The following is a 17,365-nucleotide window of genomic DNA, read 5'->3' on the forward strand; positions in this document are numbered from 1 at the left end:
TTGCTGTGCTATTAACCGGGCATGCCAGTGCCGCAGGATTTCAGGTTGCAGAACACTCAGCATCCGGTTTAGGCCGCGCATTTTCAGGAGAAGCGGCAGTGGCCGATAATGCCAGTGTGCTGGCGCGAAACCCCGCCGCCATGATGCGGTTTAAGACGGCGCAATTTTCTGGTGCACTGTCGATCGTCGATCCTGAAGTCAATGTGGACGATCTTTCTAACCACCAATCAATGAAAGATGTCGCACCACTACAAATTGTGCCTGCAGCCTACTATATCAGCCCAATCAATGACCAATGGGCATGGGGCTTTGCCATGTTTACCACCTACGGTGTTGCCACTGACTATCCGGATGACATTTATGCTGGTGATTTAGCGGGGGATACTTCGCTGATTTCAATCAATTTGAACCCCAATATCGCCTACCGCGTTAATCCAGAGTTAAGCGTAGGTTTTGGTCTTGATTTGGTCGTAGCCAAGGCCGAGTTAACTCGTCATAAAGGTGGCCTTGCTCCTTTCATGGGCGATGGAAAACCTAGCGATAAACTGATTGGAATGAAAGGCGATACGGTTGCATTAGGCTGGAATATTGGTGCAATGTACGAATTTGATCAACAAAACCGCATCGGTTTGGGTTACCGCTCACGGGTTAAACTCAATTTCGATGATGGTGAATTCTCCAGTTACGATACTGGTATCGCCACCAGCGCCGTGGTTCCTGGGCAATTAAAAATTGAACTGCCGGCGATTTTTGAACTCTCTGGTTTCCATCAACTGAATGATCAATGGGCAGTCCATTATAGTTACCAACACACGGATTGGAGCAGCTTTAAAGAGCTAACTGCAACCTCCAACCAATGTAAAAGTGGCACCTGTTTCCAAAAAATCGAGCAATATGAAAACAATAGACGCTGGTCTGCAGGCGCAACGTACACCGCCAATTCGACTTGGACGTTACGCGCAGGATTGGCGTTTGATGAACAAGCGGGAGAAGCCACCCTCAGCATCCCAGACAGCGATCGCTTCTGGTATTCAGCTGGTTTTACCTACACCATTAACCCACAGTTGACGATGGATGCGGGTTTTGCTCTTGTGCAAAGCCGTAATGGATCATTTACTGAGCAGAACCAAATTGGTCAAAACCTCAAATTTAAATCTGAGGCTATCGCTTATATCAGTGCGCTGCAATTTAACTACCGCTTTAATTAATTTCGGAGTCGAACATGAAACAGATGATTAAACTTTCACTACTCTGCTCTGCACTCTGGTTAGTCGGCTGCGGTGATGAGAGCAATAGCGCTGGTGCTAACACCGAGGTAGCGTACGAATCCTATATTCAACAAGCCCTACAACGTGATACCACAATTAAATTTGCATTAAGTGGTCAAGAGGCCAATGTACCTCTGCCTTCTTTTGCGCTAATGAATGCCAATGATGGCACATTAGAACTTCCATCTGGTAACAATACGACTGGATCGAATCCACTGGTTGCGATGGGACAAGTCGACGGCTGGCCCATCACCATGCCGCTGTTCCTCGATTTTAAAGGCGCAGGTTTGGCCGATAACATCATCACATCGGGTATTTATCTGTACGAGTTAACCGACTCGATGACCGGCTCTCCAAGTATCAAAACCTTATTAACCAATGGAGTGGATTACACTGCCATCTCCAGTGCCGCTTCCGATAAAATTCTCATTGTGCCGACCAAAGCACTCAATGCCTCTTCAGAATACATTTTGGCGGTCACCTCAGAAGTCTCGGATGCCAACGATAATCCGGTGGGGACCTCTGCAAGCTATGCCGCACTGAAATCCAAAAACAAGATTTACAGCGAAGGAGATATTGCGACGCTACAAAAAGTCACTCAAGGGGTGGAGAACATCTTCCAACTCAGCGGCGTCGATGAAACTCAAATCGTCTACTCGACGTGGTTTTCTACCCAATCGGTAAGCAATACCCTGTTTGCCACGCGTGGTGCAACCGCATCCGCTTTTGCCAGTGGCAGCAACCAATTAGAGACCGTGTGGAAACAAACGGGTATTGGACTCGATACCGCTTACACAATGCACTTAGGTACACCCGTTGATTTCGCTGCCGCTCTGACAGCCGATGACAATTTCAGTACCTATATTGGTGCAGACAAAAAAGCCGCTATTTTAGGGACTTACACGGCCAATACCGTTAACGTCACTAAGGGAACTGTCCGTCTGCCTTACTACCTTGAAACTGGCAGTCACTGGAATACTCAGCCGTTTGAATCGGCGATGCCAAGCCTTGCCAAGATCAAAGCCGCACTGGCAGACAGTAAAGAGCAATTAACGATTAGCAGCCAACTGCTTGCCGCGGGGATTGATACCAGCAAGCTCGCCACTGATGCGAGTGAACAGCTCAAGCTGATGGGTTTAACCTTGACCAAATCGGATGGTAGCCCGCTGGATCCTGAACGTTACATCACTCGCTATTCACCGGTACCCAAAGTGAAATCAGTGCAAGATGTGCCATTTTTACTGTTTACTCCGGCAGGCGCTGCGCCAACTGATATTGTGATTTATCAACACGGTGTGACATCGGCGAAAGAAAATGCCTACGCTTTCGCGAAAAACCTCACCGCAGCGGGGCTAGCAGTCATTGCCATTGATTTACCGCTGCACGGTGAACGAAGTTTAGACAGCACGCGCTCGGCCAATCATGATCCTCTTGCTTACATCAACCTCACCTACTTGGCTGTGGCGCGGGATAACTTGCGCCAAAGCATTCTCGATGTATTGGGGCTGCGTGCTGCGTTAACCGTTTCACAGCCACTATTCACGGGGACGTCACTGTCTGGCATCAATGTCGCAACGGGATCAAAAGTGCGCATGCTTGGACATTCATTAGGCGGTATTGTTGGCACCTCGGCAGTGGCCGAGAGCAATAAAACGTTGGGCTCGACTCCAGCCGATGCACTATACAGCTTCTCTGGCGCGGCTATTCAAAACTCCGGCGGACAAATTGCCAATTTGCTATTGGGCTCTGAATTCTTTGGCCCGCAAATCAAGCATAACGTTGCATTAAGCGCTAGCACGGAATACAAAGGGTTTGCTGATGCACAATGTGCCAGCTTAGATGATTCTGCTTGCTATAACTTGTTCACGTCCTTGGCAACCCAAGAGCAGCTTGCCCAAGTTACTTCTGGTTTTCAGATGTTCTCGTATGCGGCGCAAACTCTACTCGACACCATTGATCCTTACTCTGTGGTGAGCTCCCAACTGAGTCATAGTCCAATCACAACGGCTCTCTATTTCTCTGCAGTTGATGGTGATGCCGTGGTTCCCAATCTAATCGATTCGGCGGTGTACCTCAGCCCTCAATTCGCTGGTACAGAACCTCTGGCTGAGCTGCTGAGTTTAAATAAACTCAACTCAACCCAGTTGCCACCATTACCTACAACCAAAAGCTTTGTTCAGTTCAACAGCACAGCGAAACACTCAACCTTTGTTGCCCCGCAAGACGCAGGCTATGCTGATTTAGCGCATCATACTGAGATGCAAACTGAAACCGTCGATTTTCTGAGCAATGATCGTTTAGATCAGGTTAGCAATGCCTATGTTCTGAAATAAACACGATAATCACGAGGTAGCCACTTGCCGCCATCACGAAGCGGCAAGTCAGCCCGAGCAACACCGGACGTATATACTCTGCTTTTGCTCATAGACGATTTGCCTCACCAAGGCATACAAGCATATTTGGGCCTAGCGATAAAAACACTCGGATTGCACCAGTGCAATCCGAGTCGTTATCGATTAATACATTACTACCATCCAATGCAAGGCTATAAATTATGAGCGAATGATTCGATTGCGCCCATTTTTTTCGGGGAAAGGAATGCCTAATGATTTCATTTTTCGATATAAGGTTGTTTTATGTATACCAAGCTCGTCGGCAGTGGCAGCCCGATTGTAATGATTACGCTCTAAAGCAACCTGAATAGAGCGTCTTTCAGCCACTTCACGTACCCTATTAATGTCTTGCTCCTCTGAATCTTGCGATGTTGCCAAGCTTAATCCGGTTTTCAGACACACTGGATTAATCTCTTCGCCTGAACATAAAACAAAAGCACTTTCAATCATATTTTCTAACTCTCGGATATTACCCGGCCAGTCATGTGCCATCAGCAACGCAAGCGCTTCAGAAGTTATACCTTGAATATGACGTTGATGTTTCTGATTAAACTTACGAATAAACTGATCAACCAATAATGGGATATCTTCTTTACGTTCACGTAAAGAAGGCAATTTCAGATCCACGACATGAATTCGATAGTACAAATCCTGCCTGAATTCACCATTAGCTACCATTTGTTGTAAGTTCCGGTGGGTTGCGGCAATGATTCTTACACTACTTTTTTCTGATCGAATGGCACCCAAAGGCTCATACTGTTGCTCCTGTAAAACGCGCAGTAATCGAACCTGAAATGCAGGGCTAATTTCACCGATTTCATCCAGAAATAAAGTGCCGCCCTCTGCTAATTTGAATCGACCTGGCTTATCCCGAGCCGCGCCAGTAAACGCGCCTTTTTTATAACCAAACAATTCAGACTCCAACAAATTGTCTGGTAGTGCCCCACAATTAACCGCCACGAAAGGCTGATCAGAACGGCTACTCATCTCGTGAATCGCTCGCGCTAACAACTCCTTCCCCGTTCCGGTGTCTCCTTGGATCAAAACGGTAATTGGGCTTTGCGCAATCGCGGGTAATGATTCAAAAAGCTGGCGCATGGTTGGGCTATAGCTAATAAAATTGCCGACCCGAAACTGACCATGCAGCGCATTTTTTAGCGCTTCAACTTCGCTCAAATCCCGAAAAGTCTCAGCTCCCCCAATCACATTGCCATTGGCATCTTTCAGTACCGCAGTCGATACAGAAATAGGGATCTGCTCGCCATTAGCGTTAATAATAAAACCGGGCTTATTAATGATTGGCGTCTGATCTTGCAGAGTACAACGCAGTGCACAATTGGCCTCACACATACTGGATTTAAAGACTTCAGAACACAATTGACCGAGTGCTTCTGCTCGGGAAATACCAGTAATCATTTCCGCCGCTCGATTAAAAAAGCTGATTCGCCATTGATCATCAACGGTAAAAACACCGTCGGAAATACTTTCTAAAATATCGATGGTAAGAGTTGGGTAAGGTGCCTGATTGAATGTATCCATAACGCTTCACTTAGCATCGCAGCCGATAAAACAGCAGCGTGGGATAACGGCCCATTACCCCACACCTCACAAGTAATCTCTATGCAACCAACATTGACCTTAGCATCCATGCGGTTTTCTCATGAACACGCATACGGTCAGAAATAAGAGCCGCCGATGATTCATCACCCGCGTCCTGAGCGGCTTTTAAGATTTCTCGGCAGGTTCTAATCACTTGCTCATGGCTTTGCGTTAGAATCTTGACCATCTCCATCGCCGGTGGGATCTCTTCCACTTCTTTAATTGAACTTAAAGCAGATAAAGACTTATAAGTACCCGGTGCAACAATATTCAATGCACGAATACGTTCGGCGATATCGTCCACAGCCGTTGCAAGCTCAGTATAATGCTCCTCAAACATTAAATGTAAATCACGAAACTGCCGACCAGTGACATTCCAGTGAAAATTATGAGTTTGTAGATAAAGTGTATAACTGTCTGCCAGCAGACGCTTCAAACCTTCCGCGATCGCAATACGATCCGCTTCATTGATTCCTATATCGATAGAATTCATTTTATCTCCTTGATTTATATAACACTTATTATCTTGAGTTTATAAAGCTCACCCATAAGCATAATCTCTTTTCTCCCGCAAATAAATAGCATATGCTATTAACTTATATTTTATACAAAATAGCGACATAGAAAAATGATCCGTCGTGTTAGGCACTCAATCTACCGTGATATTTTAGACAATGTTAAATTAGCTGTTGCTAATTATTACAGTCAACACTAAGATAAACCGACTATAACGCGTATAAATCATGACTTAGATGAACCCGAGTTAATCGTTATATTTTACGCCAACCGACTAAATAAAAGGTTTGATATGAATAAGTTATCGATAAACCAACCCGATGCTATAAAAGAAGAAACCCGATTAATGCACTTCCCTATTTCTATGTTTTCTATCGTCATGGGGCTAAGCGGTTTTTCCATCGTATGGCAAAAATCTCTAGGAACACTCTTTCCTTGGCTAACCACCTTTACTAGCGGGTTAGCCAGTGCCGCAATGATACTGATTAGCGGCCTTTATCTTTTAAAACTCATTCGCTATCCCAATGCCGTCATTGCAGAAACTAAGCACCCAATCAAAATTAATTTCTTTGCCGCCTTTTCAATCAGCTTGCTTCTTCTCTCTATCGTTTGGCACTCGTTTGAATCACTGTCTTATACATTATGGGGGATTGGAGCCATCGTTCAGTTATCAATCACGTTATGGGCGATGCATAGCTGGATCCACCATGATCATTACCGCCTCGAACACGCTAATCCGAGTTGGTTTATCCCCGTGGTTGGGAACATCATTGCGCCTATCACCGGTGCTAAGCTCGGGTTTATCGAAATAAGTTGGTTCTTTTTCAGCATTGGTATCGTCTTTTGGCTGGTGTTATTCACCATCATTATTAATCGACTCATTTTTCATGCGGTATTGCCTGCACGTTTTAAGCCAATGTTATTTATACTGTTAGCACCACCATCCATCGGTTTTATCTCCTACAGCTCACTCGTACCTGAACTGACCATCTTTTCCAGAGTACTTGCTTCCGTAGCACTCTTTATCGCCACTTTATTATTACTGAATATCAATCAATTTAGAAAAGGCGGGTTCTATCTTTCATCGTGGGCTTTTTCATTCCCAGTCGCTGCTTTTAATATTGCTTTGTTGCGATATGCAGAATTAACTCAGTCAACGGTGAGTTTGTATCTGGGTAGAACTTTATTAGCGGGATTGACCCTACTGATTTTGTGGCTGCTATGGAATACATTTAAAGCCATCAAAGCTGGCGAGATATGTCAACCAGAATAAAGGCGTTTTTCGATGTAACGCGATCAAAAAATACACATTCACTGGTATACCCAAACCACTTGTATACCCAAACCACTTGGAGTGGCAGGGAGGCGGTAAGTGATAAATTTGTCTGGAACAAATTTGCACAACTATCGGCTGGCCTTTGGTGAGAGCCAAGGATGGCTCTTATAATCTCCATGAGCATAGACAGGCGATGTGATAGAGATGAACGAACGTAGCCAACATCGATGCAGCTTTAAGTAAGAAGGGAATACATTCAGTAAAACCGTTGCCAAACAAGCTTTGAAGATACGTTAGCAACGGTTAATTCGATAACCAATCAGGACAGTTATTTTAAATCGAATACTCGGTAGAGCGAGTGGTCATCTTTTTGTTTAGCCGTTATATGCGGATTAAAATACATAACGGCACCGTTACTCAGATCTTTTATATATGGATTGACCGACACGCGTTCCTTTTTATACCAATCTTCGAAATAGTCCAAATTCTCTTTTTTCCACAAATCTTGCTGTTGATTCAATTTCATCGCTGGCACATAAAGAATTTGCTGTATATTGTCATCCCCAGAGAATTTTAATTTTTCGATTGGAAACCCCAAAGGCAAAAATGTTTGAGCCACCATATAATCTCCATATTGTGGTACCAGTGGGATATAGCCATTATTGTCTCTAATTAGCATGGGAATTCGGTCTGTGTTGGCATAACAAGGAGAGTAAACCGCGTTACAACTGACGTCATTGGAACCTTCTACCCTTGTGTAATCAAGCAAGTAGAAATTATCTGCACCTTCATTGTGATAGCATTCCGTTGCGTTACTTCCCATGGCAGCTTTTACCGTATTAATCGCTATTTTATTTAACGCTTGCGCTTGTGCATCCAAATCTTGATCATGATCGACTTTTTTTATTGTATAAAGCATTTGATTACCCAAGCTCGCGCTATAGCCCATTCTTACCCCTTGTTGTGCTAATAACTGCATACCAGCTTCAAAAGGTGAGAGACTTCCGAGTGCAGCACCAGCAACGGTCATCACTGAAGCAGTGTTAACCAACTTATGGCTCTCTTTAGTATCATAAAAATAATTATCTAGGTTATTCGCCCTATGCTCAGGTTTAACCCACGTTAAAGGGTAAAGGAAGCGGCTCGGCACTGAGTAATCATCAGCATCCAGCTCATAATCGTCGGCATACTTTCCTTTTAGATTAATATATTCGTTTGGTGTTTCAGCACAACCAAATATAAATGATGAAGCAGCGAGTATTAACACTGACTTTAAGGCCGTCGTTTGGTTAAGCACAATATTTCCTATATTTATTTGATGATTCGCGAGCCAAACAACTTGCAGTTGCAGGCGGGCGGTGAGTGCATACCCATCAGGATAGACAGACGATGCGATTGGGGTGAACAACACTTTCAACGGTTTCAGGTTGCACGAACATAAGCACTTGATACACCATCTGATGTATGAAAACTTCAATCAGAAAAATGCAAGATTGGGCGATAATTTATTTAGCAACCTCACACTCCACCTCCTGATTTTGAACATCAATGGTACACGATAGATCGGACCACGGAGTTGCTACGGTAAAAGATACGTCACCGCTCCACATGCTTATATCGATAACATAAGCTGTCGGATAGTCTCGCTGTAAGTTAGTTAATGATACATCACCACTCACAGAGCTTGCATTTTTCTCTTTATTGCCCAGTTCACAATATTGAACTGACTTCTCTGTTTTAAATTCATATACAATAATGCATGGATTATCTTTCAAAACATAAGCTGCAAATTTTTCTTTCTTCGTGCTCACAGAATAATCCGAAGCATATAAGCGATAATCAGAAGCAATTGTATGAGCTGATACCACCATCAAACATACAGTGAAGGTACGTTTATGCCTCATTCTAAATGCTCTTTTTTTAAATAAATCCATCATGTGAAATATCAAATTAACCCCACGCTTTAACATCCGACACCACTATTTTAAACGTTTGACCATTATAATTAACCGATGACGGACTCCCCACGCCAAAATCTCAATCAATTGTAACACCTGATCGATGCCCGTAGACAACTGTATGCATTGGAAAACCGATAAGGATACAAAACCGATAAGGATACGTGTAACAAGATTTTGGACAAAAAAGAGCTAGATTAGAAGCTCTAGCTCGGTTGGTTAAGATGAGGAAAAATATGCTGAGATCTTGAACTCTTGTATAGCTAATCTATAACTACCTCACCGTCAGCTAAGTAGTGTGCTTTTCCATCAACAATTGAACGTGCAATGACGATATCTTCTCGAGACAATTCACTTTCTTCCACAGTCTGAAATTCTTTTTTGAGTCTATCTAAATTGAGTACACTACATGCTTTATCTAGATTTACCGAGAGATAATGGCCTTTCACACTATCTGAACCAATCTGCCCTAAAAGGAACCAGCCAACTCTGAAGACATTGTCTTGGCTGATTTCCTTAATAATACTTAGTGCTGCATCTTCATCATAACGCCACAATGGTTTAATTACTTGATATTCCAAAGCTTTTGATTGTAATACATTATCAATTAACACTGCACGAGCTTTAGGAATATATTCTTTAATTATTCTGTTAATTGTTTCTTCATCTAGCCAAGGAGTTTCATAGTTTCTTTCATTATGTTGAGCTTTAAGCAGATCGATTGAACTAGCTACAAACGGTAACAGAACACACTCTTCCATGGCTGAGCGAACAAGAGCTTCTCTGTCCTCTGATTCGCGTAAAGTTCGGTTGAGTAACCTACAGATATTGTCGTAGAGACTGCTCTCAGCAAATAGTCCTGAGTATAAAACACCAAACCCATCAAGTAGATCTTCTGGCAACAATGTGTCCACAATAACTCGAATTAATAGGAGATGTTCATCATCATTAAACTTTCTTCTGTCCAAAAATATCTCGAATAACTCAAGAAACCTTTTGATAGCTCCATTAGAAATCGCGCTTTTAAGAATATCAATACGTTGGCCAGAGCTTTCAATAAAAGTTGCCACATCTTGGTCTGAAACCGATCCTCTTGGTGTACTAATATGGAGCGCTGTAGCGAGTCTACTGATATGGTCCACTCTTCCTGATGCATCTGCGTCATAAACTGCGTAAGTTTGATAGCTTTTTGCATCTAGCGAAGGGAAAATTTCCTTCAGTAAGTCTTCATATACGTTGTTTTCATTAATCAAAAGTTCATTGTAGATACTAAGGCGTTGCTGCTTACAAAGCTCTACCGCTTTTTCCTTGTCAAATGATCCATAATCAAAATAGCCTGAGTTGCGTTTACCCGCGTATAGATCTGGATTTGACTTTATATGGCTATATATCTTGTGGGCTTTTGTTGCGACAACTGATAAAACAAAGAGATCGGTTACACACACTTGATTTTGAACAAGGTTGTAGACGAATTTAAAGTGGTTAAACACTCTCTTAACGTCACGCGGGCTGGTGATTATGTATCGCAGATATCGTTGATAAATATATGCTAATCGATTCTGTTCATCTTGGTAGTGTTCAAGAGAGAAGTTGTCTCCCATCATACCAAAATGTCTATCTACAAGCGCATCTAGATCTTTACTTGTGATTGTTGGTAGTGGAATTCTCAACTGCACAATCTTGTCTATATATTCATTTGCATTGTCGATATTATTAGAAGCCAATACAGACTCTAGGTAATTAGGTTCAAATGCTAAAATGAACGCAGTTCTAGGAAAATCAGCCACAGCTTTTACCAGACGAAGAACTTGAAAGCACTCCTTAGGAGTTAAACGATCTATGTCATCGATAATAACCACGATTGGCCTATCAATTTTTCTTAAGTTTTCTTCTACTCGTGCCTTTTTACCTGCAATATCTAGTTCCTTTAACTCACTAAGCGATTGTGTTGCATCTCCGACACCCTTGAATACGTTTTCGACTAAACTGCCCCATGGCTCCACACCAGGAATCAGTTTAGCGACACTAAACAACTTAGAATAAGAAAGAAGTTCTTCAGCTACTCGCTTTCCTTCTTCTGCATGATCTGCAAGGCCCAATTGAGACGTAAACTGAATTAAAAAATCCTGAAGTAACGACTCGGATTGACCGTTCGCCCAAGCGTTGTATTGAACTAAAACAGGGGGAAAATCCATTTGACTGAAGAACTCCTGCACCATGTTCAATATTGAGGTCTTCCCTTGTCCCCACTTCCCTTCCAGCGAAACCGTCAAACATGGAGCATCGGCTTCAAGAACTAACAGGCTAGCTATCTCTTTTGCAAAATGTTGTCTATTTAGTTTATCTTCGCATTCAGATGCAATAGGTTGATCATTGTTATAATTAGTCATATATCACACAAAATAAGGAGTATAAGAGCTTTGATATCTCATTAAAGCATTATCAAGTTTTCGATAAAAAGTTCAGTGACTGGATATGCATATCCAGAACTAAGCAGCTCAACATAGTAACATGCACAACCAAGTACATAAGTATGCGTGAGCAAAATTAGGGCAAACAGATTACAAAAGAAATGTTACGAGCAACTACTCTAAACAACTTTGGGGCAGAATTGAGCTAGCTACATCAGCTAGCTCAGTACATTTGCACATCATGCCGCTTCAGTTAATCTCAAGCTTTCATAGTAATCCTCAGCTAAAGCGGTCATTTTAAATTCGGCTTCTATTCCAGCTATCTTTTCTACGGCTTCTTGGATAGATGTAAGGTCGACATTAAAGAACTCTTTACGAAGGTTTACGGCATTTACACGTTTAGAATTGAATTCGCGGTGCAGCGCTGCTTCAAGGGCTGGAGCATCATCGGTGTAAATCATGGCATGTACATCAAATGGGAATGGTACACTTGCATCGCCTAGCTCTTTAACCCTGTCCATTGGCTCTAAACGGCGAGTAAGACCTATCTTGTAAATGTCTTCACCAAACGAACCAATATTACTGATGACGTAAACATGGCCCTTACGGGTTTGCTCCGCCATACTCTTGGCTCGTTCTTCTTTTGCTTCTGCTTCGGCTAGTTGCTGCTCAAGTATTGCTATCCGTAGTTCCATTTCAGAGCGCTCCTGCTCAGTAGAGTTAGCAAGTTCTCGCTTTGCTTTCTCAAGAAGATTTCGGTACATTTTTTCTTCTTTTTCGGCATCGGCTATCGCTTTCTCAAATTCTTTAATAGCTCGTTGTTCTTCACGGATCTGTTCTTTGATAAGCTTCTGCTCAGCGACCTCTTCTTGCTTTTTAAGTGTGTATTGGTACTGAAGCTTACATTCTTCGAACTTAAGTTCGATGTAATCTATATTAAATCCGCACTCTAATGTCGCTGCTGACTTTTCTAGTGTGTTGGCAAGTTTTTCTATACGTTCTAGAGTGCGCCCAAACGAACTCGGCGATACCTTACCGATAAGAAAATCACATTCAATATTAAAAGCAGTAAGCATGAGCTTAACTTGGCCATTTAGAATGGTATTATTGAATGATTTGTCGTTAGATATAACCGTTGACTCTGGGAATATGATCGCTGTTTTATCTTTGATCATGTCTTTTTGCTGCTGCCTAACATCCTTGATCTCTTCCGCGAATCGACTAGAAGTTTCGTAAAGGTACTTAGGCATTTCAAAATGACCATGAGCAGTGAATTCATCAAGTCTTGAATATAAGTCGAGGTCCCCCATTAACTCTTCTATATCAAGCTCACCTTTTTCAATCCTTGCGGTAAGCTCATCTAATGTTGATTTAGTCGACTCTAAGATCGCTTTCTGCTCTTGAATGCTCTGTTTTAGTACATTGTCTTGTCCTTTCAAAGCTTGAAGTTCGGCAGTTTCCTCATTGATTTGCTCTAGCTCTAGCTTTGCGGTTTCAATAGCAGCAATTATTGTTTCTCGGCTTATACACGCTGAATCATATTCCTCTTTTGTTTTTGTTAGTGCTTCATCTAGCGACTTATATTGCTCGATTTTCTTATCGGCTGAGCGTTTTGTTAGAATATAAGTTAATACGATAGCTATTAATGATAAGCCAGCCAACATTAGTAAATTATTATCCATTGATTACTTTAGAACCTCTTGTATGAATTGCTTCCTAAGAGCAGCTCGCTCTTCACATCTCTCCTGGTATTCTTCTGCGGCGTTAGCTACAGCGTCTTTAAAAGCTTGCTTTGCTGCTGACTTATTTAGTCTTGCTTGCCTCTGCAATTCACGCTGAGCTTCTCGCACTCCTCTTTCGTGCTCTCTCATTGCTTGGTCATGTGCTCGCTCACGAGCTTTTTGCCTACGCTGGGATTCACGAGCAGCTTGTTTGTTAGCTCTATCTATTGCTTTCACAACCTTTATAGCCGTTCGTAAACCACTACCTCGTCTAGCCAATGGTTTCTCCTTTAAAGTGGTGTAATGCTGACTTTTTGTATGCTAGCACAATTAAATATGTACAACTGATGTGCATGTCGAATAGATGGCATATTTTGGGGGTTTTGGGGAGTGAAATAAATTACTTTTAGTATGGCAAACACATGGAGAATCAGTAGCATAGAGTACTGGCGTTAAACGATTTTGGGGCATTTTCGTGTTGTATCCCCCTTAACGACCTTGGACAAAACGGTTTAGAATTGCTGCCTAAATTTTTCAGCTATCAAACCTAAGTTATGCATGATAGTTCGATTACGGGCTTGCTCATGAGCGTCAGGTGCAAGAATGGCGATTAACAGAAAACAACTAAGGTCATTCCAGCCTTGGCAATACACTAAGTGTTTATCACTCGTTTGGTAAAATTGGGTAGAACTTAAGAACGGAGCATCACTAGCAGCTAAGTCAATGTGCCTAACTTCCTCTGACTTCAAGATCGGTAATGTATTGGGATGATCATAAGCTTCATCTCGCCCAAAAAAATCTGGTTTTTGACCAGTCTCCTTATAGTGTCTAAAGTCTTTAGTCAAAGATTGAAGCTCGCTTTCAGTAAGTGAATTAACTAAGATCTTATGCTTAAAAATTCTAATATTTAATGACTTACTCACTCTTGAAACTCACCCAAAATACTCTCATTAAACTCTGTTAATGCTTGAGCATTCAGATCAGCAATGACTTCTAAGCGAGCACTCATTGGCCTAAATGATGAAACAGAGTCAGCATTCTTGCCTTCTAAAGCTTTTATCAGTCCTTCAAAAAAAGCGGCGCTCATCATATAACCAGCAGGCTCATTATTCGATAAAACTACGACTGGCTCCCCTGATAAACAATCTTTAAAATGCTTTCTAGCTTCGCTTGATGACACTGCTTTTTCTGCATAGATTTTACTTGTTTTCATAACACACCCGAGTACTTGATTGTGCATATAAGCATTGCATGCATGTTTGTACAGAATCAAATTGAAGTGTGTGCTGTCACGAAATGGGGCAGAAATCAGCTAGCCACGGCAGTTAGCTCAATGGTTGAGAAATAAACTCTTTAATGTGCGGATTGTATTGGAGGTAAAAATAGAAATCGAATTCTATGAAGTGAGTACGAATAATAGCGTCGTTCTTCAAGTTGATAAACTTACGAATGTGGTATAAGTGAGATGATTTCTTAGTTTAGCCGAAGATAGCAGCATGATTTTTGTTATAAATCTACAACAATATGAAAAGAAGGGTGGAAGCCCCAGCCACATCCCGGCACACACGTCATTCGCTGTGGCTGCTTCCTTCCGGACCTGACCAAGTTCACGAACTAGTGTTGCGGGAGGACCAGAGCCTCCATAGTTCACTTTAACGCGTTGGCTAAAGAGTGCGTGAATTATCAGGCATCCCTAGTACTATTGCAACCCTAAATCCTGAGAAAAGCATACTCAATGAATTAACTGACCAGCAATTGAACAATTCGCCTAAAATATAGCGTTTGAATACGGCGGTTCGATCAAGATATTGGTTCTTCGGTACTTTTTAATAGATAGTCCGTCATCCAAGCGGTGGATAGTAAGCATAGCCAAACCACAAAAACAGAATTAGGTACCTCTATGGCCGGAGAAATAACGACAGCCATAAATGCAATTGATGGCAACGTCCAACAGAGTAATTTGGCCCACTGAAATGATGACGCTTTGACTAACTGACTGATGATAGCGAGAAGTCCTGTTATGCACAAAGCCAGCAAAACAGCAAACGTTGCTTCCGCAATCCATAATGGAACAAGCAAAATTAACGCCCACCAATGACGATGTGGAGAGAATTTCCAACTATTGGCAGCCCACCAAATAGCCATCACGGAAAGTAACTGCAAAAAGGTCATACTGGGCGTTCCATCTAATTTTTCTGCCGACTGGGTAACCATTATCCCTACTTGCAAGGTCAGTAAAATCAACCCACTGACGGCCATAATGCCCATATTACTTGCCCGTGAAAAAGCAACCATCATCAGGGGAAACACGACCCACATACTGACCGATAATGCTGCTGGTTGATGCGCCAATGTGATGCCATACGTTGCCATGCCGATCAGCAGCACAAGACCAGCCAAACCACTGCGAGGAAGCACCCACAAGACCGGAATCAGTAAAGCAATGAATGGCAGCTCATGGGAACTCAAGCCAATGGTTTGTCCGCAAACCATGGCCAATACGATGGTGATCATAAATTGAAAGATGGACAATACCATACCCGCTCCTTATACCTATCCATGGTAACCATTGAACTAGGGCTTGTTAAGTATGGACCAATTTTGACAACAAATCTTTGCCGTAGTGCACCAAATTCCGTTTGTTGGTTAGTAACCTATGATGAAATGGCCCGTTTAATCGGTTACTCTGGCTTTGCCCGTCAGGTAAGAAACATGTTAAGTCAATTGCCACAAGAGAGAAGAGAGCAAACTACAGCGCTGTGACGTCTTGTTGTACAAGTATCGTTTCAACATATTTCATAACGTCAATTCTCTCTTGACAACGATTTGACCTCTTTCACAAAATAGCGATTCCGACTTAAGTCGTAAACGAATTTTAGTCTGCAAGCAACCATCATTAGGTGAGGGTCATGAGTCAACCATTAAGCGAATTATTACGCCTGCTACAGCTTGAAAAGCTTGAAGAAGGTTTATACCGAGGAGAAAGCGAAAACCTTGGTTTACCCCAGGTCTATGGCGGGCAAGTCATTGGTCAAGCGCTCTCTGCTGCACGTTACACGGTCGATTCTGATCGCACCGTTCACTCCTTCCATAGCTACTTTTTGTATCCCGGCGACCCTGAAAAACCAATTATTTATGATGTTGAAAACCTGCGTGATGGAAGAAGCTTTAGTACCCGAAGGGTGAAAGCCATTCAAAATGGTCGACCTATCTTTTATCTCACCGCTTCTTACCACATCAACGCTACTGGATTTGAACACCAAAAAATCATGCCTGATGTTCCGGGGCCTGAAAACTTTGCCTCAGAATCTGAATTGGCTGCGCAAATTGCCCACCAATTGCCAGAATCTGTTCGTAATATTTTTTGTGGTGAAAAGCCGATTGAGATGCGCCCAGTCACGGTCATCAACCCACTCAAACCACACAAAGCCGAGCCAAAACAGTATTTATGGATCCGTGCGAATGGCGAAGTACCCAATGAACCATTGATCCATCAATATTTACTCGGGTATGCCTCCGACTGGGGTTTTTTAGTCACTGCGTTACATCCTCATGAAGTGTCATTAATGACACCGAAATTTCAAGTTGCCACTATCGATCACTCTATTTGGTTCCATCGACCATTTAAGATGGACGAATGGCTGCTATACGCAATTGAAAGCCCTACCGCCAGTGGTACACGTGGTTTAGTCCGAGGTGAAATCTATAATCAGAAAGGTGATTTAGTTGCCACCGCTATCCAAGAGGGCGTAATGCGCTTTAAGTAATATACCCTTCCTACTTGAAGCTGCAGGGGTGTTGGCTACATTCTTTCACCCCAATCACATAGCCTGTCTATGCTCATGGGGATTTACTCACTTGCCGCCTACCTGCAACTCCAAGTTGTTTGGGTATAGCATATTACAGCGGTAAAGCGGTGGTGTATTTCAAAGACTCCATTGCAAAGGTCGAGGTCACATTATTTAATCCATCCACTCGGTTAACGAGCTTTTTATAAAACTGGTCAAAGTGCTTCATATCTTTGACCAGTACCTTCATCATGTAGTCATACTCCCCTGCCATGCGATAAAACTCCATCACCTCCGGATATTCAGACACGGTTTCAGCAAAACCTTGATACCACTCATGCGAATGATCATTGGTTTTTATACCAATCTGGAAAATTAACTGGTCAGCTCAATCCAATCTCTTTTACACATTCTTTGTACCCTATCGGTGCATTC

Annotated in this window: 13 protein-coding genes, 1 other RNA gene and 1 pseudogene; 4 read left to right on the forward strand and 11 right to left on the reverse strand. The window is 42.5% G+C overall.

All coding sequences use genetic code 11. From position 1 onward, the window contains the following. Window positions 1-1,208, forward strand: a 1,208-nt coding sequence (locus tag B7C60_RS16845) for an outer membrane protein transport protein (protein ID WP_245869660.1), incomplete at its 5' end; no start/stop codon positions are given. 14 nt (window positions 1,209-1,222) lie between these two features. Beyond that, window positions 1,223-3,601 (forward strand): VolA/Pla-1 family phospholipase, encoded by a 2,379-nt coding sequence (locus B7C60_RS16850; protein WP_099612630.1) that lies wholly within the window; start codon window positions 1,223-1,225, stop codon window positions 3,599-3,601. Window positions 3,602-3,820: 219 nt separating this feature from the next. Here the strand turns inward: B7C60_RS16850 and B7C60_RS16855 are convergent, their stop codons facing one another. After that, the gene (locus B7C60_RS16855; RefSeq protein WP_099612631.1) at window positions 3,821-5,200 is read right to left on the reverse strand and encodes a sigma-54 interaction domain-containing protein; all 1,380 of its coding nucleotides are present in this window, start codon (window positions 5,198-5,200) and stop codon (window positions 3,821-3,823) included. Between the two features lie 79 nt (window positions 5,201-5,279). Beyond that, complete coding sequence (locus B7C60_RS16860) at window positions 5,280-5,753, reverse strand: Dps family protein (RefSeq protein WP_099612632.1); 474 nt, start codon at window positions 5,751-5,753, stop codon at window positions 5,280-5,282. A gap of 315 nt (window positions 5,754-6,068) precedes the next feature. On the opposite strand from B7C60_RS16860, the gene B7C60_RS16865 reads away from it, so the two are divergent. Continuing rightward, a complete protein-coding gene (locus B7C60_RS16865; RefSeq protein ID WP_099612633.1) occupies window positions 6,069-7,049 on the forward strand; it encodes an SLAC1 anion channel family protein in 981 nt (326 codons plus the stop codon). Between the two features lie 331 nt (window positions 7,050-7,380). Here the strand turns inward: B7C60_RS16865 and B7C60_RS16870 are convergent, their stop codons facing one another. The 8 genes from B7C60_RS16870 to B7C60_RS16910 form a co-directional block, all read right to left on the reverse strand. Then, window positions 7,381-8,319 (reverse strand): hypothetical protein, encoded by a 939-nt coding sequence (locus B7C60_RS16870; RefSeq protein ID WP_245869663.1) that lies wholly within the window; start codon window positions 8,317-8,319, stop codon window positions 7,381-7,383. Between the two features lie 238 nt (window positions 8,320-8,557). After that, window positions 8,558-8,989: a hypothetical protein gene (locus B7C60_RS16875; protein WP_157928717.1), complete on the reverse strand. Its 432-nt coding sequence runs from the start codon at window positions 8,987-8,989 to the stop codon at window positions 8,558-8,560. A gap of 284 nt (window positions 8,990-9,273) precedes the next feature. After that, window positions 9,274-11,400 (reverse strand): KAP family P-loop NTPase fold protein, encoded by a 2,127-nt coding sequence (locus B7C60_RS16880; RefSeq protein WP_099612635.1) that lies wholly within the window; start codon window positions 11,398-11,400, stop codon window positions 9,274-9,276. A 260-nt stretch (window positions 11,401-11,660) separates the two neighbouring features. Then, window positions 11,661-13,103, reverse strand: coding sequence for an SNIPE associated domain-containing protein (locus tag B7C60_RS16885; RefSeq protein WP_099612636.1), 1,443 nt, complete (start codon window positions 13,101-13,103; stop codon window positions 11,661-11,663). A 551-nt stretch (window positions 13,104-13,654) separates the two neighbouring features. After that, window positions 13,655-14,065 (reverse strand): type II toxin-antitoxin system YafO family toxin, encoded by a 411-nt coding sequence (locus tag B7C60_RS16895; protein WP_212752216.1) that lies wholly within the window; start codon window positions 14,063-14,065, stop codon window positions 13,655-13,657. Then, the gene (locus B7C60_RS16900) at window positions 14,062-14,355 is read right to left on the reverse strand and encodes a type II toxin-antitoxin system Phd/YefM family antitoxin (RefSeq protein WP_099612638.1); all 294 of its coding nucleotides are present in this window, start codon (window positions 14,353-14,355) and stop codon (window positions 14,062-14,064) included. Before B7C60_RS16900 ends, B7C60_RS16895 begins: the two co-directional genes overlap by 4 nt. A 327-nt stretch (window positions 14,356-14,682) precedes the next feature. Further along, window positions 14,683-14,779, reverse strand: an RNA gene (gene ffs, locus B7C60_RS16905) — signal recognition particle sRNA small type. A gap of 163 nt (window positions 14,780-14,942) precedes the next feature. Next, entirely contained in the window at window positions 14,943-15,680 is a 738-nt protein-coding gene (locus B7C60_RS16910) for a VP0952 family biofilm-associated protein (protein WP_170886749.1), read from the reverse strand. 371 nt (window positions 15,681-16,051) lie between these two features. Between B7C60_RS16910 and tesB the strand changes: the two genes are divergently transcribed. Then, complete coding sequence (tesB, locus tag B7C60_RS16915; protein ID WP_099612639.1) at window positions 16,052-16,909, forward strand: acyl-CoA thioesterase II; 858 nt, start codon at window positions 16,052-16,054, stop codon at window positions 16,907-16,909. Window positions 16,910-17,042: 133 nt separating this feature from the next. On the opposite strand, the pseudogene B7C60_RS16925 reads toward tesB, so the two are convergent. Further along, window positions 17,043-17,291: pseudogene (locus B7C60_RS16925) on the reverse strand (Lrp/AsnC ligand binding domain-containing protein); the annotation flags it as partial. Window positions 17,292-17,365 lie beyond the last annotated feature (74 nt).

Origin of the sequence: Vibrio fujianensis (assembly GCF_002749895.1) — a bacterium.
Classification (GTDB): Bacteria; Pseudomonadota; Gammaproteobacteria; order Enterobacterales; family Vibrionaceae; genus Vibrio; species Vibrio fujianensis.